Source organism: Spirosoma aerolatum (assembly GCF_002056795.1).
Classification (GTDB): domain Bacteria; phylum Bacteroidota; class Bacteroidia; order Cytophagales; family Spirosomataceae; genus Spirosoma; species Spirosoma aerolatum.
Window position 1 is genome coordinate 7,287,659 of sequence record NZ_CP020104.1, and the last position, 18,327, is coordinate 7,305,985.

An 18,327-nucleotide genomic window follows, 5' to 3' on the forward strand; every position below is an offset into this window, starting at 1 on the left:
AGCGACTATTTATGACAACCATTGAATGTGATTCTGAAGATAAGACTGAGCGGGTTCTGGCGCTAAAGGATGCTATTGAGCTGCTCAGTGGGAAATGGAAATTTTGCATCCTGCTGAATTTATATCATGGCGGCCCCATGCGGTTCAAAGACTTGCAGGAAACTTCTCTGGGCATAACGCCTAAAGTACTTTCTAAGGAATTACAGGAATTGGAAGAAAACCTATTGGTTACTCGTACGGTCAATCCGACCAAACCGGTTACGGTCTCCTACGCACTGACTATGCATGCCATTGAGATACGCCCCGTTCTGGAGGCCCTGATTGACTTTGGCTTGAAACATCGCCGGCAAATTATAGGTATGAGCGAGTCGGTAAGAACAAACTGAACTTTCTTATACCAGCCATTAGCGCGGCTGGGATTATGGATTAGAAATCTGTTCTATTCGGCCAGAAATTTGGTCCTTAACTACTCTTGGGGGACATTTAATTTCTTGCGAAATCGCATTCAACTGCGACGAACCCCTAGTCCTCATCAATATGCATCTTTATTCGGGCGTTTGTCGGGACAGCTTTTTTAATAACGGTCAAGTATTGTCCGTATCCTACACCTCCAAAAGAACTATAACAGATCTACAATGAGTTCTGGGCGTTGGGCATACTGCTGAAGGATGAGATTGGGCGTAACGTTACTAAACTGTCGGAAATCCTTCGCCAGATGGTAGTAATCAGAATAACCATACTGAATAGCCACTGTCAGCCAGTCATGCTCAGGATGTAGGTTTTTGTCGGTAAATGCCTGATAAAATCGACCAATTCGGCTAAACAATTTGGGGCCAATCCCCATACGCTCCTTGAATTTTCGTTCAAACTGGCGAGAACTTAGATTCGCCTGATTGGCTAACCAATCCAACGAAAATGGGGTGGGTTGGTGGAGCAGCAGCCGGGCAATCCGATCAACGGGTTGTACATTACGGCGGATGGAACCTAGCTTTCTGAGTAAATAACGTTCCGTGCATTCTATCATATCAGTATACGAACGAGCATTTGCAATTTGATTGTTTAGCGATCGCAACTCTACTCCAAATAAGGCTTCTGCATTTATATATTCTTGCGTCAGCTCATACGTGGGAATACTGCAAATTGTACGGAACTGTTTTCACTATGATTTGGTGCCTCTCTCATTCCTGTACTGGGTTAGTTCTTTCAAAGGGTGTGGTTATAGGCAATCACAGGTATTTATACCGGTGCGAACTATACGTTTGAAAGATTATTTACTGGATTTGAAGCGACGTGACTCCTTGAGTACAGCCAGTACATCCGCCCGGCGGTAGCGAACCTGTTTATTCGCTTTAACCGGAACTAGAATAGCGGGTCTCTCATCGGTATCTTTAGCCCAGAAATGCAGCGTGGTTAACGAAACTTGTAATTTTTGAGCCGTCTGCTTGCGGGTCAGCAGTTCGGGGAGATCGGAACCTTCGGGGAGTGGTGGCGTATAGCTGGCCAGCGCTTTGGCTATCCGTTGTTCGACCAGATCGCCTAATTGCTCGGGGGTGAGGTGAATAAGAATTTGTGTGCCGTACATAATCCTGTTTGATTAAATGCAGCACAAATAAATATATAAAAAAAGGTGAATTCCACGTACTCAAACTCCACTAAAATCTTCCATCGAACTGACAATCTACCTTCGTCAAAGTCTTTAGATTTATTTTAGTTTACTTGAGTTGAAGTCAATCGATCTCTCCGAAAAATCAAGCTTAATGAAGCTTAATCATTCCCATTAAAAAACTTGAATAAATACAATGAATTCTTGTATTCGGTAGAAAATATTTTTTTGAGCTATCAGTCGAGCTTATCAATTTTAAATGAAGTTACGGAGAAATTGATTGCTTGTTAACTACCGAAGAGTGCTAGTCCTTATTGAAAATGGCTATGCTCCAGCATCAGTAGCGCATTCTGCTCCGATGAGATTTTGATGTACTTCAGCAACATTTTCTCCGATCGATGCCCCGTAATCTTCATAATCGAAACAGGAGGTACTTTAGCCAGATACGCATTCGTAGCAAATGATCTGCGAGCCGTATGGGTCCCGACCAAATCCCATTTCTCGGGATACCGGGTTTCGCTAGTACCTCCCCGCGTCTTACTTACCTCTACCCTATCGGTTAGTCCCGCCCGTTTGCATAGTTCTTTAAGATGATCATTCAGCCGCTGGTTGGTAATCGGCTTCGGGGAAATGCCGCCGTATTTAGCCAGGATAGCGACTACTTTAGAGTTAAGGGGTATAGAAACCCGCTCGGAGGTTTTCAGTGTCTTTCGCGTCAAAATGCGACCATTATTGGTAATATTCTCCGGTCGTAGCTGACTGAAATCCGAAAACCGAAGGCCGGTATAGCAACCAATCAGAAACAGATCCCGGGCCCGATCCAAACCTGGCGTTGAAGACAAGTCAAGTTGATATATACGCGTTAGCTCCTCATCGTTCAGATACACGCTGTCGACCTCCTCTGAAAACTTTTTAAAATCCTTGTGCTGGTAGATCAGGTTATGGTGCAGCCCATCGGCATGAGCCTGTTTCAAGAGGACTTTTAAGTCCTTCATCAGCGAACCCACGTAATTAAGCGTGAGCCCTCTTGATGTTAGCCACAGTTTAAACGCATGATAAAAATCCAGGCTGAAGGCATCGTAGTCGACAGAGGCTCCTGTTTCAGCCCTGTACTGCTCTAGTAATCGTTTGAGTTTGATATAGCCTTTTAGCGTAAACTCCGAATAACGAGTGCTACGAGCATTGAGTCGAAGGCCTGATTGAGCCAGGCCTACAAACCGCAAAATGTATTCTGTGAACGTTTCTTTTTCTGTAAGCTTCGGTTCAGCCCTGGTTTTCTTTTGGCGGCCAAGCTCGGAATCGAGTTGCTGTTTGATCAGCTCATTAGTAAAGGGAATCTTAGCCAGTTGTAAGCGGCTCAGCACAGTCTTTAAAGCCGATCGGTAGCGTTCGAGCTGGGCATTGATCGTTTCGAAGGGTTCACGGGCTACCCTAGATTTTTGATTGGTAAACGCCCGTTGCCGCTCCGCATCCCATTGAAACGGCTCGATCGTTAAACCCGTGGAAGTCTTAAACCGGCCGTTATTGTAGCGAAAGACGAGGTTAATAAGGGTTGGACGCTCCGAGCGGGTCTCTTTGAGCAGGAATTTTATATCCTGATCGGAAACAGTTTTCATTTAGTCTTACCTGGTTTGGTCAAGACCAAGTTACGAATAAAATAAATACAGGGGACGGAACAGGGGACGGATGAGCTTTACCAAACCTTATTATTTTCAATAAAGCTCGATAAAGGATAAAGGCTAACTCGCTGATTATAAGCAAAAGCTTACTAATGCGAATTAGCCTTTATTTACTTTGTGTGCTCCCGAAGGGATTCGAACCCCTATCGATGGTACCGGAAACCATAATTCTATCCATTGAACTACGGGAGCAGACATTCCAGTTTCGGACTGCAAAGATAGTACATTCCATCGCTAAAAAACAAGTTCACCTCTGGAAGTCTTTAGGCGTTTTGGCGTTATCGACGCCCACGACCACCCCGGCGGTTTTGACCTTTGGCTGCCGTACCTTCTTTCCGCTTGGCTTTGATAGCCGGTTTCGCCGTACTACGCGACCGACCCGAACCAGACGATCGGCTACTTTCACGCTCCCGGACGTCAAAACGGCCTTCCCCTTCTGTTCCGCGATCCGACTTATCATTTACCAGGGCAAAATCCATGCTTCGGCGGGCCAGGTTCGTTTCTTTTACCCGTATCACCACCGGATCGCCAAAGGTGTAGATCTTCTTGTGCCGAACGCCTACAATCCGGTAGTTATCCTTGTCGAACTCGTAATAGTCATCGTTCAGGTCCTGCATCCGAACCAGCCCTTCACAACTATTTTCGATGATCTCGACAAAAATACCAAACTCGGTAACGCCTGAAATAACGCCCTCGAAAACCTGATTGGGGTCCATACGGCTCATGAACTCGACCTGCTTGTATTTGATGCTGGCTCGTTCGGCTTCGGCCGCCATTCGTTCACGCTCCGATGAATGACGACACTTTTCTTCGTATTCTTCCCGATCGGCTGGTTTGCCTTTATCCAGATAATGCTGCAAGAGCCGATGGGCCATCATATCGGGATACCGACGGATAGGTGATGTAAAATGCGAATACCGACGGAAGGCTAGTCCGAAGTGGCCAATATCCTCGGTGCTGTAGCGGGCCTTCGACATGGTTCGAACGGCTAGTTGCTGCAACATTCCAGCTTCGGGCCGTCCTTCGATACTCTCCATAAAGCGATTCATGGAAGCGGATAAATGATCTTCATCCACAGCCAGTTTATACCCTAATCGGCGGGCGAAATCGGAAAACACCTTCAGCTTTTCTTCGTCCGGTCCTTCATGAATCCGATAGACCATCGTGTTTTCTTCGCCATTCTTATTTCGTTTCGACAACGAATGCACGTATTCAGCTACCCGTTTGTTGGCCAGAAGCATGAACTCTTCGATGAGTTTGTTAGTATCCTGCCGAATTTTGGGGTAAACGGCTAGAGGAACGCCATTTTCATCCAGCCGGAACCGAACTTCAACCGTTTCGAAGTTGATGGCGCCATTTTTGAACCGTTCGTCGCGGAGTTTATAGGCCAACTCATTCAAGAGCCGCAGTTCTTCCAGAAAATCGCCCCGGTCATTGTTCAGAATTTCCTGGGCTTCTTCATAGGCAAACCGACGGTCCGAATGCGTGACTGTCCGGCCAAACCATTCGTTTTTGATTTTGGCATCGGGAGTCAATTCGAAAACGGCCGAAAACGTGAGCTTATCCTCGTTGGGACGAAGGGAGCATAGCCCATTCGAAAGCTTTTCGGGAAGCATCGGCACGACCCGATCAACCAGATACACCGATGTTGCCCGTTTGTAGGCTTCGGCCTCCAGTTTCGAACCGGGCCGAACGTAGTGTGTAACGTCGGCAATGTGAACGCCTATTTCGTAGTTACCATTGTCGAGCACCTTTACCGAAAGGGCATCATCGAAGTCTTTGGCATCAACGGGGTCGATGGTAAAGGTTGTCACCTCACGCATATCCCGCCGTTTGGCAATTTCATCCTCCTGAATCTGCGTAGGAATGGCTTCGGCTTCCTGTTCTACCTCGGCAGGGAAAACGATTGGCAAGCCAAATTCGGCCAGAATGGCGTGCATTTCGGTATTATTCTGCCCAGCCACACCCAGCACCGTAATCACTTCGCCTTCAAACTGCTGTTTGTGGCTTTCGGCATCCGGGTATTTCATTAAGCGAACAATCACTTTCTCCCCATTCTTGGCACCACCTAGTTTATCATTCGGAATAAAGATGTCTTCATAAATCTTTTTGCTATCCGGCGAAACAAATCCATAGGTCGGCCAGACTTCAATGCGACCAACCAGTTCAGTGCGGCCCCGTTCAATAATACTGACTACTTTTCCTTCAATGCGTCGGCCGCGATTACGTGAATCCGTAAAGCGAATAACCCGCACCCGGTCGCCATCGACAGCACCAGCCAGATCGTCGGTTGATACCCAGATATCATCGTCACGGTCGCCCCGGCTGCCATCCGCTGTAGCGGGGAGCACAAAGGCAAAGCGGGAATTTACATGGTCGACTACACCTTCAATCAGATTAGCATCGGCATCGGCCCGATAACTCCCGTTAGGCTGACGTACAATAGACCCTTCTTCGGCCAATTCACCAACCAGTCCATGCATAATCAGTTTCATTCGCCGATCATGCACACCGAAGTGGTCCAATAACTCATCCTGCGTAAACGCCCGGTCGTCGTTAATCTGAAAAAACGCCATCAGGTCGTTCTTCAATTCATCCAGAAAAGAGTCGGCCTGATGAATGGGCCTCGTCTTCGATTTTTCCAGGCCCTTTTCACGAGGGCGCGCCGTATACGACGAGCCCGAGCTGGGCCTGGCATATTTATTTTGTTTTGGTTTTCCGTTTCTCATACTTCTTTGCCTAACTCGAAAAGCAGGCTTAAATGTTTATAGTGATGTAAACTCAGCGCATTGAGTACACAGAGCTATTAGAATACGTATCGACATTCTGTCTGCTCTCAGTGGCTCTGGTTTGGCGGTCTGACCTGCTCAAACCCCATTTTAGTCGCTCAGCACAATGTGCTCTTCCGCTACGAGCGGTGCTCCCAGCATTTTTAAATAGACCTGAACGAGCATCACCATCGAATCGCGGGCATACTGCTCGATGCGGGCCCAGTCGTGTTCACGGTAATACACTTCGCTGGTGCGGTCGCCGGTCCACTCCAGTGGGCGCGTAGGAATATTTAACACAGCCGCCAGTAAATCGAGGGGCACAAAATGCCGTTTATCGCCAAACTGCCACTGTTCCATCGTATCGCGATGTGGTATTTCCCAGGGTTTCTTGCCGGCAATCTGCAAGGCTGGCGGCAGGGGCAGGCCATTGACCATCAGCCGACGACACAGAAATGGGAAGTCAAACTCCTTGCCGTTGTGTGCACACAGGGTAAGTTCGCCGGGCGGATAGCGATTGACAATGGTCAGAAACTCCTGAAGAATGGGTAACTCGTCGTCGTTGCTGATGAGCTTGATTTTCAGATGGGGCTTATCGTCGTCATCGAAAAACAACCCACCGACGCTGATGCAGATGATCTTACCGAACTCAGCAAAAAACGAAGCCCGTCGATCATACCAGCCAGCCGCCGACAATTCGTCGTCGTTTTTAAAGAATCGGCTTTTTTCTTCCCACTGCCGCTGTAGTCTCGGATCAACGGCCAGCAGCGACGGCTCACCCGCTACTGTTTTGAGATCAATAAACAGAAGATTTTTTAAACGACGTTTCCAGGAGACGGGCTGAGGCATATAGTAAGGCGGACATTCTGTCCGCAATGTTAACGCTAGGACGATATGGCGGACAAGATACTGATTCGCCAGCCTACCCGCGCTACTTAATCGTGCAAAATCCCTTCCAGACCCAAGGCAGGAATGGTGATGAGGTTTTCTTCCACGATACTGTCGGGCACGAAGATAAACTTCTTATCGAAAATCTGATCACCAATAAAGTAGCTCACCCAATACTCATTGTTGAGGTGAAACACATCGGGCATGATCGTTTCAACAACTTCATGAGCACCCGGCATGATTTCAACAAAGAAATGACGCAGGGTTGAGGTCTTTTGCTCCTCCTCATCTTTCTTACCATATCCCCTTGATGTTACGAACACCGTCTTGATGGGCACATCGTTCTGGTTGATTAAAAACACCTGCCAGTCGTAACCGCCAGTCAGAGCCTCCTTTCGGGCGATCACAACCTGTACCCCCTCAACGGGTAAAAAATTAATGTCTTTTTTCATACTTATCTACTCAACACAGCGCAACGGAGTCGCTTTGGCGGTTGGCTCCACGCTGTATTCCAATCAATTCCATCTCAAACAAGGTGGCCATGTGATCCTGAACGTACGTAGCAACTTCGGCTAACGGCACTTCATGACCCAGTTCGAGCGCCAGCGAGGTGACGGCCTTATCGGCAATGCCACAGGGAACAATATGGCTAAAAAAACGCAAATCTGTATTCACATTAAAGGCAAACCCATGCATAGTTACCCAACGGCTGGCTTTTACCCCCATTGCACAGATTTTGCGGGCAGGTCCATCATTTTCGTCCCCAGTGGCCTCCTGCCCCAGCCAAACGCCCGTCAGCCCATTGATCCGGCCTGCTTTCAGTCCATACTCGGCTACTGTTCGAATGATGCTTTCTTCCAGCAACCGCATGTAGTGATGAATATCAGTAAAAAAATTGTCCAGGTCCAGGATTGGATACCCAACAAGCTGCCCTGGCCCGTGAAAGGTAACATCGCCCCCCCGCCGAATTTTAAACAGCGTTGCCCCCAGCTCCGAAGCCAGTTGCGCTTCGTCCATCAGCAGGTGCTCGGCATGACTACTGGTTCCCATGGTGTATACGGGCGGGTGTTCACAAAACAGCAGGTAATTGGGTGTTAGTTGCTGCGCATCGACGGGGCAGGCTCGGTTAGCCAGCTTCTGGTCAACAATAGTAGCAAACAACCGCTCCTGCTCATCCCAGGCTGTCTTGTACTCAATCAATCCCAGGTCACGAACCTCAACTTGTTTATTAATTCGACTATTCATCACGTTCAGGACGAAAAACTATCCATCAATTGGTTAACAACCGTCTCCCTCTGTTTCGTTCGATGTGCCGCAATTTGGTACTGTCCAGACATGGATATGGGTATTGCTCTTTTCTACGGGTATTGGTGTCTAAAGAGTCCATACTTCGTCTAACGGTTTTCAATGCACAACACGGCATCAATGGCCCAACACAATGAAACCGGCAAACAGGGCGAAGTAGAAGCCGCCCGGTATTTACGCGAAAAAGGCTACGAAATTTTGGCCTGGAATTACCGCTACCAGCATGCAGAAATCGATCTGATTGCGCAGAAAGGGAAACTGCTGGTTTTTGTGGAGGTAAAAACCCGAACCAATGTCAGCTTCGGCAATCCCGAAGAATTTGTTTCGTATACCAAGGCTAGATTGGTTATGAAAGCCGCCGAACACTACATTTTCAACACCAACTGGCCATTCGATGTCCGATTTGACATTATTGCGGTTACGCTTTCCGGCAGTCAACTACAGATAAAGCATATAGAAGACGCGTTCAGTTGAATTTTTTTATTAAACCACAAGGACGCAATAGTTACCCGGAAGCGGTTCATGTATCCTGGCACCTATTGCGTCCTCGCGGTTTGATTTTGCCAGATGAAAATTACCCCCTAACAACCTTTCCGTAAATCATTTAGGCATAATTTTCGTTAGATAGTAAGAACCTAAACAATGCATCAACACATCTTTATGAATATATTTCCTATCGGGCGGACGGCACTGCTTTGGCTAACTGCTGGCGTGTTTTTGATGACCTCCTGTAAGAAAGAGTCAGACATTACGCCTTCGGGCTCTACTAGTAATGGCGAGGTAAACAGTTGGATACTGGCCAACATGCAACATTCTTATTTCTGGAACGACAAAATCCCCGCAACGACCGATACCTCGCTAACGCCCGACAAATACTTCTATACCCTTTTATACGATTATACGAATACGGCAAACATCGACCGGGATCGGTTCTCCTGGATTCAGCAAAGTGCCGATGAGTTAAAAGCGTCGCTGAATGGACAGTCGAAAACGACCGGGATGGAATACAGTCTGTATTATCGGGATGCATCGAATACGGGGGTTATTGCGGTGGTACTTTATGTGCAACCGGGTTCACCTGCCGCCAAAGCGGGCATCAAACGGGGGGATGTGATCTCAAAAGTGAACGGTGAATTACTATCAAAGAACAATTACCAAACCCTGCTTTCCAGTAATGCCGATTCGTATGTGTTTGGTTTTGCTACGCTGGTGAACGGCACACTAACCGACAGTGACCAGACTAAACAGGTCAATGCTGTGGTGTTTCAGTCAGACCCTTTTCTGCTCGATACTACCTATACCATTGGCAATAAGACGGTTGGCTATATTGTTTACAATCAATTTATTAGGGGCGTCAACAAAGCCGATGGCAGTTCCGACAATGCGTATGATCTGAAAATGGAGTCGATCTTTGACAAATTCAAGCAAAAGGGCGTTAACGAACTGGTTCTTGATCTGCGGTACAATCGGGGCGGTTATGTCAGTTCATCCATTAATCTGGCGAGCCTGATCGGTAAAAATATCGATGCATCGAAAGTATACTACACCCAGAAATGGAACAGTATTGAAACCGATGAGAGAGATAAAAAATACGGCAAGGGTTGGAACAACCAAACCTTTCTAACCAAGTCCACCGCCATTGGGGCTAACCTTAGCCGTGTATTTATTCTGACCACCGGCAGTACGGCTTCGGCCAGCGAGTTAGTGATCAATGGGCTAAAACCTTTCATGACGGTCAACACGATTGGCACCACAACGGTTGGGAAAAATGTGGGCTCAATTACCATTTCTGACGCCAACAAGCGAATCAAATGGGGCATTCAACCCATCACCTTTAAATCGGCAAATGCACAGGGTTTTACGGATTATGCCGGAGGATTTACACCAACCGTACGAGTAACGGAGCCTGATCCTCGCAAAAACAGCTGGAAAACACTAGGCGATCTGACAGAACCTTTGCTGGGTGAAGCCATTTTCCAGATAACGGGTATGCGTATGGCCCGCCGGGCTGCCTCAACCGACAGTGATGTTGTACCCATTGGCTCATCAATCGACAGTAAAGCTGGTGGAGGGAATATGTTTATTACAGACATCGTACCTAACCAATAGTACAATTGCAGGATGTTTTTTGGCTATTATCAGATAGGCTATTATCGACATAATTTCTTATGAAAAGAGCTTCTGGTGAAAAACGGTTAAAATTGGATTATTTTATAGCAAAAGCGGCTTTCGGGGCTGCTTTTGCTGTTTAATACTGTAACTTTATCATCAGGCAATTCGCTACAACACCATGTACGAGAAGAATATAGGTACCAAACAGAAAGCATTACGCATCAATCTTGATCGTCGTATTTATGGATCGTTTGCCGAGATTGGCGCAGGTCAGGAAACGGCAGCTATGTTTTTTAAGGCCGGTGGCTCATCGGGAACCATTGCTAAAACCATGTCGGCCTACGACATGACGTTTAGTGACTCAATCTATGGCGTAGAAGAAAGTGGGCGGTATGTCGTGGAGTCACGACTCGTTAAAATGCTCAACAAAGAGTACAGTCTGCTGGAGAAACGGCTGGCTGAAAAACGAGGGCTTGATACGACATTCTTCGCCTTTGCCAATACTGTTGTTGCCCTCAATTATCAGAAGACCAACGATGCACACGGCTGGATTGGCTGCCGATTCCAGCTAAACCCCCAAGCTGGGTATAACGACGTAATCATTCACGTTCGAATGCTCGATAACGAAAATATTCTGCAACAGCAGGCGTTGGGGGTTATTGGTGTAAACCTCATTTATGGGTGCTATTACTACGCTAAATCGCCTGAAACACTTGTTCTGTCGCTGATGGATGATTTGGCTCCCGAGCGGATTCAGATTGATATGATCCGATTTAGCGGCCCCGACTTTGTGGAAGTCGACAACCGTCTGATGAGCCTTCATCTGGTCAAAAACGGCTTTACCGATGCAGCTTTGTTCGGTCCGGATGGTCAGGTAATGCAGCCCTCCGAAGCACTCTACAAAAAACACATCCTCGTGATGCGGGGCCGGTTACGCCCTCTGACGAATGTGCAGTTAGATATGATTGAAAACGGGTTGAAGCAGTTTAAGGATGAGCCCGATGTAGACGGAAATCGCGTTGTATCCCTGGCCGAGTTAACATTGCATAACCTAAAAGCCAACGAACAGGGAATTGATGAGAAAGACTTTCTGGATCGGGTCGACATCCTATGCTCAATGGGTCAGGCGGTTATGATTTCCAATTACCTGGAATATTACAAACTGGTAGCGTACCTGGCCCGACTGACCCGGTTAAAAATTGGCCTGGTAATTGGTATTCCCAATCTGGAATATATTTTCGAGGAAAGCCACTATGAATTTTTACCTGGTGGTATTCTGGAATCATTTGCCACGCTCTTCAGTCGGAAAGTAAAGCTATTCGTTTACCCAACCCTGAAAGAAGGCGCCATTTATACCTGTAATGAGTTTAAGCTCCCCCCTACGCTGGAGCCGCTATTCCAGTATTTGGTTCGCAATGACAAAATCGAAGATATTACCGACTACAAAGAACAGCATCTGCACATCTCCACCGACCATGTACTCGAAATGATTCAGCAAGGTGAAGACGGCTGGGAAGCTATGGTACCTGAGCGCGTAGCCGAACAAATTAAAGCCAACTGCCTATTCGGATATCCCTGCGAAATTGAATACGTACCTATCGGTCAGCAGGTTCGTCAACAGCAGGTTGAAGAGCAGGCAGCCTCAAGCTGATTGCCCATTATACAATTGATAAATTTTGTCGCGGCTACGTTTCAATCGCATCTTAACCGCACTGGGCGTCAACTGATAGATTTGGGCAATTTCATCAATGCTCATATCCTGTTCATATTTCAGTTGCAGCAGGGCTTGTTCAGTCGTTGACAGAGTAGCCATTGCCTGTTTGACAAACAAAATGGCTTCTTCATGAAACGACGATTCCTGTTCGTCAGCCATGTCATGCCTTAAACTCTCTTCAACAGATGAAGCAATAAATCGTTTGCCAGCACGCATCTGGTCGGCACAGTAGTTGAAGGCAATGGAATAGAGCCAGGTAGAGAAGCTGGATCGTTCCTGAAATGCGTTGAGTTTGGTAAAGGCTTTCAGGAAGATATCATGGGTAAAATCTTCGGCTTGCTCGCTACTTTTGGTCATAGACAAGCAACGTCGATAGACTTTATTTACGTAACGGCTATAAAGCGTTTCGAAACACTTCTGCGGTTGGCTGCTCAAGTATTGCCGAATCATCTCCTCGTCTGTCAATAAGGTATTCATCAAAAAATGACCTATGCGATAAATGTGAAAGACCTTTCATAGAATTTATGGGTTTTATAAATAATGAGTCTATGACGACAAGAGACGCAGTTGGGTACAAAAAATATATTAAGTGGTACACCTAGCCTGACACTGTTGGTTACTTATATCACAACCATCTCCCATCAAACGTCTCATATTCAAAGCATCAATCTTCCAGAGCAAGAAACAGCCTTTCTACTTTCCACTACATCCATTCGGAAGGCTCTGTATTTATCCTGAATAGGGTGACTATTCTGAATGAGAACCATTGCATGGTCAATGATCATGCTGACGAAGCGATACGTACCGGAACGGAGGAATTTATTGGGCTAAAATCGATCGATCCTACCCAGGCAGAATCGGATACCCAGAGCGGTATATAACACCAGAAAGAGTGTTTCTGCCACAAACTGTATAGAAGGCCAGTATCTACTGATACCTAAAATGGCTTGTGCCCAATGAATTAAAACGCCACAATAGAGTATAAAACCAGTTAAAAAACCAGCCAGAACAAACAGTGAGATTATTAGTCGGTTTATTTTTCCAGACACCTTTTTACTGAATTCTTGTGGTTGATCCCTCCAAGTTGAGCCCCTATCCTTTAAAACACCACATAGAATACATAATGAGTGGTATTCGCACAATAACAGGTGGCCTATATCGATTATCGTACATAACCCAATAGCTTAAATCAATTCATTTGCCCTCAACAAAATTCCTTCTCAACCGCCTACTATGGCAATACACAACAACAGGCGGTTTTAATTTTAAAGGAGGATAGAATGGCCTTTAAACAATATACCTTCCAATTATTCACTTCTCCTATATGTTACTTTTCTGGCTTCATGAGTCTTACTTGTTCATTAAATCTGCGTTGGCTTATGCCTGATAGAGCCGTCTTAGGGCAGAGAATAAGCAACTCCCCATCAGATCTCTATTGGTTTGGCGTTGGATTTGCTTGCGCTTTTCCAGGACAAGGCCATTAATGTGCTATGAAAACGAATCAGTCAATCCCTAAAGAGGTAACTCAAATTATTCACTATCAACGAAAACGACTGGCTGAACTGTACTCGCTTGAAAAATGGAGTGAATCTGACTTTGAGGAGATTATGCGCTGCTCCAGCGAATGGAACGCCGATATGCAAAGCTGGATACTTCCTTTGTCGAGCGTTGAAAAACTGGCCTTTGATGCCCGTACGCCCGATCGGCAAGCCCGTAGCCTCCAATTCATAGCTCGACAAATGGGACAAAATGCTGTGAGTTAGTCACAGACCACTGTATTAACTTATTAGCCAGCAAACAAAACCGTTTAATAAATTACTGTCAACCTTATATACGATTCCAGCGTAATCAGAAACAAAAATTGATATTATTCTTAAATTTATTACCTAAAATGTAACTGCAACTTGTCTCTTATCCTATGAAAAGCTCTTTATCTGATGAAGAAATGATTCGGGCCCACCTCCTTACTAAATCCGACCATTGTTTTGAAACCTTATATAACCGTTATGTTGGCAAAGTCTATCAGCAATGCCTTCAAATGACCAAACACTCTGAGCAAGCCGAAGATTTTACTCACGATATCTTCCTGAAAGCCTTTACCAAACTCAACGCATTTCAGGAACGATCCAGCTTCTCTACCTGGCTCTATTCCATTGCCTTCAACTACTGTGCCGACCAGATGCGCCTGTCAAAGCGGATGAATGTTACATCCATTACCGAAGGCCATGAACAATCTATGGCCGACTCGAAAGACAACCACGTACAGGAAGAGACACTCCAATTAGTAAAGCAGGCCCTGGCAACCCTTACGACGGATGAACAGACGATTCTTCGCATGAAGTACGAAGACGGCCGAACAATTGATGAAATTGCCCAAGTCTACAAAATAAAGCCCAGTGCGGTTAAGATGCGGCTAAAACGTAGCCGGGAGCGAATTTACCGTTACTGCCAGCAACCATTTATAGGCTAAGCGGGTATCGAGGTTTGGAATGTGGCGCCCTGACCCGTTGCCAACGCTGATATACATATCACAGGTCCTCCAATAAAAGATCCTGATACCAAAAGCCGCTATCCCAGGTTTGATCGGTACCAGCTGAAGGCAAATACGTTCGTCGGACAACATCGCCTTTTCGAAACGCAACAGGTTCTGAGAAAATGGGCCCATCATACACAAACGAATGATATTCCCCATTCTCTCCACAAGGATCAACGTAGTTGGGCAGGTCGTTCAGCAAGTCCATATTCAGTTCCCGTCCCAGAAACTCGACTGGCAGATAGGCTTCATTGATGCAAACTAATACAGCCTTGAATCCCAGATCGACAAACTCACGGACCAAATCGGTTGAGTTACGTTTCCAGAGCGGAAATGCGCCTTTTAGATTAACCTTTGCCAGTTGGGCTTCTCGGTAGCTGCGTAAGTCTTCCAGAAAAATATCCCCAAAAATGGCATGCGTAGTGCCCAGCCGTTGCAACGGCTGCAGCACGTTATACATCCGGGTATTGTATTCTTCCATCGAAACATCTCCAGGCAATTGTAGCCTATGGAGGGGTAGCCCCAGGCGCTCGGCCTGTAAGGCAAGGAGTCCGATCCGAACCCCATGCATACTTACCCGGCCATACTGCTCATTCACGGAGGTGAGCAATCCTTCAATAGTCCATGCTCCAGAACGGAGACTATGAAACAGCGCCAATGCCGAATCTTTGCCTCCGCTCCAATTCATAATCGCCCGCTGTCGTTTCATCGGAAATAAAATCCAGAAGGAGCAATTTCCGCTTTTACCGAATCAACCAATGCACCGGACGATTCGTATCGAATCACATACCCAGCCTGTGTATAAAGAAGCGGATTCTGCGTACCATAAATGCGTTTGGTTTGGGGATCAACGCCTAATGTGCTGAACGAACGGGGAATGACCACCGTACCTGTAGCACTGGTAGCATTAATCGAAATCTGGTAGGTTTTGCCACCCAACGTATAGTAAAAAGCCTGTTTATCCGTGCTGATCACTACAGAGCCGGGAGCTTCGGAAAACGTTAGTCGCTGTTCCGTACCCCGCGTTGACGGATTCACCCGAACCAGCGCATTACCCGCCCGAAGCCATAGTTTATTATTCGCGTCAACGGCTATAGGCTCGGGCGCTGATCCAAAATCAATCCGCTCTTTTACTGAATCAGTAGTCAGATCAATCACCATAAGAGTTTTATTCCCACTGTATGCATTACTGCCCACAAAGACTTCCGTTCCGACAACCACCATATTTTCTACCCCTTTTATAGCCGCTATTTTCTTGGTAACGGTACGGGTGTTCAGATCGACTACGGCGATATACCCCGGATCTTTATAAAAGGTACCTGCGCTAAAATCACCGGAAACGTCCCAGCAACTTATATAGGCTTTATTAGGCCCAACCTGAATAACCTGCCGGGGATTTTCAATGTCTGGTGTTTTTAGGGTAGCCAGTGATTTAAATGTAGCATAGTCGACAATCTCAACTTTATCCTGCCCGGCTGTATTGTTATCGACCAGAATCAATCCTTTCCCATTTACTTCGGTATAGCCTTGTACTCCGCCACTCAACACCAGTGATGGGTTGGCGGTCTGAAAAATATTGGTGGCAACGGTCTGACTAGTGCGTGATAAAAACGAAACACTCCCATTGTTGCTGGAAAAATTACCCGCGTTGAGAATAAACACACCTGATTCATAGGGAGTTGGTTCAGGATCTGAGGTCTTACAGTTCCAGACACTCAGGGCCACCAGCCCAACTACCATTGACTTGATCCATTGCTTTTTCATTGTGTATTAGAAGGAAAATTAATAATCAGATTGATTGCCCAATTTCGGCCTGGCATGGCATTCCGTTTTACGCCCAGCACAAGCGTATCGAATACATTATTCACCTGGCCCTGTATCCGAACCGGCATAAACTGCCAGTTGATGGAATGTTCCAAAATTACGTTAACCAGCATCGTCCCTTTAAAAAACTGGCTATTATCGAACGTGGTATACCGACGCGAATTAGCCTGCATTTGCAGACTAAGGCGGCTCCGTCCCTGTTGCAGATGCGCATTCAGAGTACCCGAATGCAGGGGTACATACACCAATTGCTTGCCAATCACATCCTGCGAATAGGCATCATATGCCCGCTCCTGCGATGAGCGCGTAAACGCGTACCCCAGCCGTATTCCCGCTTTCCAGCTTGCCTGTGTATAGGTCAGGCCCGTAGTCAATTCAAGGCCGCGTGCAACGACCAGTTGTAGATTTTCGACATGATAGTTCGTCGCAGGATTCCAGTAAGTCCAGTTATCGACCCGGTTTCGATAAGCGCTCAACTCGGCAGTCAGGTTGAGGTGATCCGATAAAGCCCCTGCGGTTGTCAGTCCGGTTTCCAGATTCAAGCCGTTTTCGGGCAAGAGGTTTGGATTGCCTAAGTCCACCCAGTACCGTTCATTTAGCGTTGGCACACGATAGCTCCTGCTTACAGCTCCTTTGGCCGTCAGTGTAAAGCGTTTCTGCTGTACAAGCTGGTATTCGGCCCCCACTGATGGTGTAATGGGCGGATTGAAGCGTGTTACAAACGCCTGCCGAACATTGGCCGATAGCAGCCAGCGGGTGGTCTGAAAACGAAACAGAGCATATAGATCGGCCCGATCTTCCTCAATCAACTGGCCGCCATAACCATCTGTCCGGGTCCCGTAATGCGACCATTCGGCCCCGGTTCGAAGGGTTAATTGATAGCGTATCGTCGATTTTAGGGCAAATTCTCGTTCAATCCGGGTAATGAATCGGTCGGTCTGCGTATGGCTGGGCTCGTTTAGGTTGCCTTTTGCATAATCCAGTATATCGCGAATCCAGCCAACTCGAATGGTTGTTCGGTTGGCTTCGTACGTTGCCAGCAGTCGGGCCGATTGTGTGCGGGTGCGTTCACGGGCCAGGGTATCCTGTGGCGACTGGATCAAATCATTATCAGTGAACCACGCATTAATGGATAACTGCCGACCACTTCTATGCAGAAAAGCCAGGTCTTGAATAAGGCCCCGCTGCCCCGTTGTGGATGGTTCCAGAAAGTAGTGCTGGCGTTCAGTATATGGATACTCGTTATTAAGTTGAGACCGATAAACCAGCGACTTACCCGATAGTTTCCAGCTTGCCCCCAAAGGCAATGCATACTGTGCGCCAAGTTGCGTCTGGCTGTTCCGAAAGCTGGCGAGTTGCTGGCCGACTGTCAGACGAATACCCGGCTGCCAACTGGGCGTATTCCCCAGCAAAATACTCCCACCCACCGCGTCGGACCCAACGGCGCTGGACGACGAGCCATATTGTACAGCTAATCGGTCAAATCCTGCAACGGGCAGTGTCGAAAAATCCGTTTGCCCCAGATTGGGCTGATTGATATTGATGCCATTCCAGAGTACCGCCGTATGATTAGCCGATGTACCCCGAAACGATACCGTTGCCAATTGACCCGGTCCATAATTTTTGAACGCCAATGGTGTATTAAACGCCAACGCATCCGTAAGCGATGCAAACCGGAATTGAAGCAAGGTCGTGGAATCGATACGCTGGAGCTTCTGCCCAGCCAGGAACCGCTCAGGCGCAATAGCCCGTACGGTCACCGCCGACAGCGATACCGCATTCGATAATCGACTCGTTGTGACCGAATCGGATTGTGCAGCGGCTGGTTGCCCGGCTACAAAGCCGACAAACCACCCCAATACCCAGCAGCGAAGGGCTTGCGTTTTCAAAATAACTACATC

18 protein-coding genes and 1 tRNA gene are annotated in these 18,327 nt (G+C 47.0%); 7 read left to right on the forward strand and 12 right to left on the reverse strand.

The annotated features are described in order from the left end of the window. The first annotated feature begins 11 nt into the window (after positions 1 to 11). Complete coding sequence (locus B5M13_RS30420; RefSeq protein ID WP_080059238.1) at positions 12 to 386, forward strand: winged helix-turn-helix transcriptional regulator; 375 nt, start codon at positions 12 to 14, stop codon at positions 384 to 386. 233 nt (positions 387 to 619) lie between these two features. Here B5M13_RS30420 and B5M13_RS30425 read toward each other — a convergent pair whose 3' ends face one another. From B5M13_RS30425 to lipB, 8 genes are all read right to left on the reverse strand, one after another. Beyond that, complete coding sequence (locus B5M13_RS30425; protein WP_080059239.1) at positions 620 to 1,024, reverse strand: helix-turn-helix domain-containing protein; 405 nt, start codon at positions 1,022 to 1,024, stop codon at positions 620 to 622. Between the two features lie 243 nt (positions 1,025 to 1,267). Continuing rightward, a complete protein-coding gene (locus tag B5M13_RS30430; protein ID WP_080059240.1) occupies positions 1,268 to 1,582 on the reverse strand; it encodes a helix-turn-helix domain-containing protein in 315 nt (104 codons plus the stop codon). Between the two features lie 332 nt (positions 1,583 to 1,914). Next, positions 1,915 to 3,219: a site-specific integrase gene (locus B5M13_RS30435; protein ID WP_080059241.1), complete on the reverse strand. Its 1,305-nt coding sequence runs from the start codon at positions 3,217 to 3,219 to the stop codon at positions 1,915 to 1,917. Between the two features lie 183 nt (positions 3,220 to 3,402). Continuing rightward, positions 3,403 to 3,474 (reverse strand) — tRNA-Arg (locus B5M13_RS30440). 86 nt (positions 3,475 to 3,560) lie between these two features. Continuing rightward, positions 3,561 to 6,011 carry a ribonuclease R gene (rnr, locus tag B5M13_RS30445; RefSeq protein ID WP_080059242.1) on the reverse strand — a complete coding sequence of 817 codons (2,451 nt, stop codon included), beginning with the start codon at positions 6,009 to 6,011 and terminating at the stop codon, positions 3,561 to 3,563. 150 nt (positions 6,012 to 6,161) lie between these two features. Next, complete coding sequence (locus B5M13_RS30450; RefSeq protein WP_080059243.1) at positions 6,162 to 6,899, reverse strand: ribonuclease H-like domain-containing protein; 738 nt, start codon at positions 6,897 to 6,899, stop codon at positions 6,162 to 6,164. A gap of 86 nt (positions 6,900 to 6,985) precedes the next feature. Beyond that, positions 6,986 to 7,390: a hypothetical protein gene (locus tag B5M13_RS30455; RefSeq protein ID WP_080059244.1), complete on the reverse strand. Its 405-nt coding sequence runs from the start codon at positions 7,388 to 7,390 to the stop codon at positions 6,986 to 6,988. A 10-nt stretch (positions 7,391 to 7,400) separates the two neighbouring features. Further along, positions 7,401 to 8,183 (reverse strand): lipoyl(octanoyl) transferase LipB, encoded by a 783-nt coding sequence (lipB, locus tag B5M13_RS30460; RefSeq protein ID WP_080059245.1) that lies wholly within the window; start codon positions 8,181 to 8,183, stop codon positions 7,401 to 7,403. Positions 8,184 to 8,363: 180 nt separating this feature from the next. Here lipB and B5M13_RS30465 point away from each other — a divergent pair, with 180 nt between their 5' ends. The 3 genes from B5M13_RS30465 (at position 8,364) to B5M13_RS30475 (ending at position 12,006) form a co-directional block, all read left to right on the forward strand. Further along, positions 8,364 to 8,717, forward strand: coding sequence for a YraN family protein (locus B5M13_RS30465; RefSeq protein ID WP_080060141.1), 354 nt, complete (start codon positions 8,364 to 8,366; stop codon positions 8,715 to 8,717). A 186-nt stretch (positions 8,718 to 8,903) separates the two neighbouring features. After that, the gene (locus tag B5M13_RS30470; RefSeq protein WP_080059246.1) at positions 8,904 to 10,352 is read left to right on the forward strand and encodes a S41 family peptidase; all 1,449 of its coding nucleotides are present in this window, start codon (positions 8,904 to 8,906) and stop codon (positions 10,350 to 10,352) included. A gap of 181 nt (positions 10,353 to 10,533) precedes the next feature. Next, positions 10,534 to 12,006 carry a nicotinate-nucleotide adenylyltransferase gene (locus B5M13_RS30475; RefSeq protein WP_080059247.1) on the forward strand — a complete coding sequence of 491 codons (1,473 nt, stop codon included), beginning with the start codon at positions 10,534 to 10,536 and terminating at the stop codon, positions 12,004 to 12,006. Here B5M13_RS30475 and B5M13_RS30480 read toward each other — a convergent pair. Further along, a complete protein-coding gene (locus B5M13_RS30480) occupies positions 11,998 to 12,546 on the reverse strand; it encodes an RNA polymerase sigma factor (RefSeq protein WP_080059248.1) in 549 nt (182 codons plus the stop codon). The genes B5M13_RS30475 and B5M13_RS30480 overlap by 9 nt on opposite strands. Positions 12,547 to 12,812: 266 nt before the next feature. Here B5M13_RS30480 and B5M13_RS33650 point away from each other — a divergent pair, with 266 nt between their 5' ends. From B5M13_RS33650 to B5M13_RS30490, 3 genes are all read left to right on the forward strand, one after another. Next, positions 12,813 to 12,950 (forward strand): hypothetical protein, encoded by a 138-nt coding sequence (locus B5M13_RS33650; protein ID WP_155297357.1) that lies wholly within the window; start codon positions 12,813 to 12,815, stop codon positions 12,948 to 12,950. A gap of 609 nt (positions 12,951 to 13,559) precedes the next feature. After that, a complete protein-coding gene (locus tag B5M13_RS30485; RefSeq protein ID WP_080059249.1) occupies positions 13,560 to 13,832 on the forward strand; it encodes a hypothetical protein in 273 nt (90 codons plus the stop codon). A 155-nt stretch (positions 13,833 to 13,987) separates the two neighbouring features. Next, the gene (locus B5M13_RS30490; RefSeq protein WP_080059250.1) at positions 13,988 to 14,539 is read left to right on the forward strand and encodes an RNA polymerase sigma factor; all 552 of its coding nucleotides are present in this window, start codon (positions 13,988 to 13,990) and stop codon (positions 14,537 to 14,539) included. 58 nt (positions 14,540 to 14,597) lie between these two features. Here the strand turns inward: B5M13_RS30490 and B5M13_RS30495 are convergent, their stop codons facing one another. From B5M13_RS30495 to B5M13_RS30505, 3 genes are read right to left on the reverse strand one after another with little or no spacing between them, the layout of a single operon-like run. Beyond that, positions 14,598 to 15,311 (reverse strand): Dph6-related ATP pyrophosphatase, encoded by a 714-nt coding sequence (locus B5M13_RS30495; protein ID WP_080059251.1) that lies wholly within the window; start codon positions 15,309 to 15,311, stop codon positions 14,598 to 14,600. Next, positions 15,308 to 16,366, reverse strand: coding sequence for a YncE family protein (locus B5M13_RS30500; protein WP_080059252.1), 1,059 nt, complete (start codon positions 16,364 to 16,366; stop codon positions 15,308 to 15,310). Before B5M13_RS30500 ends, B5M13_RS30495 begins: the two co-directional genes overlap by 4 nt. After that, positions 16,363 to 18,315, reverse strand: coding sequence for a TonB-dependent receptor plug domain-containing protein (locus B5M13_RS30505; RefSeq protein ID WP_245859571.1), 1,953 nt, complete (start codon positions 18,313 to 18,315; stop codon positions 16,363 to 16,365). The genes B5M13_RS30500 and B5M13_RS30505 overlap by 4 nt, the downstream gene beginning before the upstream one ends. Between the last annotated feature and the right edge of the window lie 12 nt (positions 18,316 to 18,327).

Excerpts from the sequence above, each read along its gene's own strand:
- B5M13_RS30430 (WP_080059240.1), bottom strand. The coding sequence starts at position 1,582 with ATGTACGGCACACAAATTCTTATTCACCTCACCCCCGAGCAATTAGGC.
- B5M13_RS30475 (WP_080059247.1), top strand. The coding sequence starts at position 10,534 with ATGTACGAGAAGAATATAGGTACCAAACAGAAAGCATTACGCATCAAT.
- B5M13_RS30480 (WP_080059248.1), bottom strand. The coding sequence starts at position 12,546 with ATGAATACCTTATTGACAGACGAGGAGATGATTCGGCAATACTTGAGC.
- B5M13_RS30495 (WP_080059251.1), bottom strand. The coding sequence starts at position 15,311 with ATGAAACGACAGCGGGCGATTATGAATTGGAGCGGAGGCAAAGATTCG.
- B5M13_RS30455 (WP_080059244.1), bottom strand. The coding sequence starts at position 7,390 with ATGAAAAAAGACATTAATTTTTTACCCGTTGAGGGGGTACAGGTTGTG.
- lipB (WP_080059245.1), bottom strand. The coding sequence starts at position 8,183 with ATGAATAGTCGAATTAATAAACAAGTTGAGGTTCGTGACCTGGGATTG.
- rnr (WP_080059242.1), bottom strand. The coding sequence starts at position 6,011 with ATGAGAAACGGAAAACCAAAACAAAATAAATATGCCAGGCCCAGCTCG.
- B5M13_RS30485 (WP_080059249.1), top strand. The coding sequence starts at position 13,560 with ATGAAAACGAATCAGTCAATCCCTAAAGAGGTAACTCAAATTATTCAC.
- B5M13_RS30465 (WP_080060141.1), top strand. The coding sequence starts at position 8,364 with ATGGCCCAACACAATGAAACCGGCAAACAGGGCGAAGTAGAAGCCGCC.
- B5M13_RS30490 (WP_080059250.1), top strand. The coding sequence starts at position 13,988 with ATGAAAAGCTCTTTATCTGATGAAGAAATGATTCGGGCCCACCTCCTT.
- B5M13_RS30470 (WP_080059246.1), top strand. The coding sequence starts at position 8,904 with ATGAATATATTTCCTATCGGGCGGACGGCACTGCTTTGGCTAACTGCT.
- B5M13_RS30500 (WP_080059252.1), bottom strand. The coding sequence starts at position 16,366 with ATGAAAAAGCAATGGATCAAGTCAATGGTAGTTGGGCTGGTGGCCCTG.
- B5M13_RS30450 (WP_080059243.1), bottom strand. The coding sequence starts at position 6,899 with ATGCCTCAGCCCGTCTCCTGGAAACGTCGTTTAAAAAATCTTCTGTTT.
- B5M13_RS30420 (WP_080059238.1), top strand. The coding sequence starts at position 12 with ATGACAACCATTGAATGTGATTCTGAAGATAAGACTGAGCGGGTTCTG.
- B5M13_RS30435 (WP_080059241.1), bottom strand. The coding sequence starts at position 3,219 with ATGAAAACTGTTTCCGATCAGGATATAAAATTCCTGCTCAAAGAGACC.
- B5M13_RS30425 (WP_080059239.1), bottom strand. The coding sequence starts at position 1,024 with ATGATAGAATGCACGGAACGTTATTTACTCAGAAAGCTAGGTTCCATC.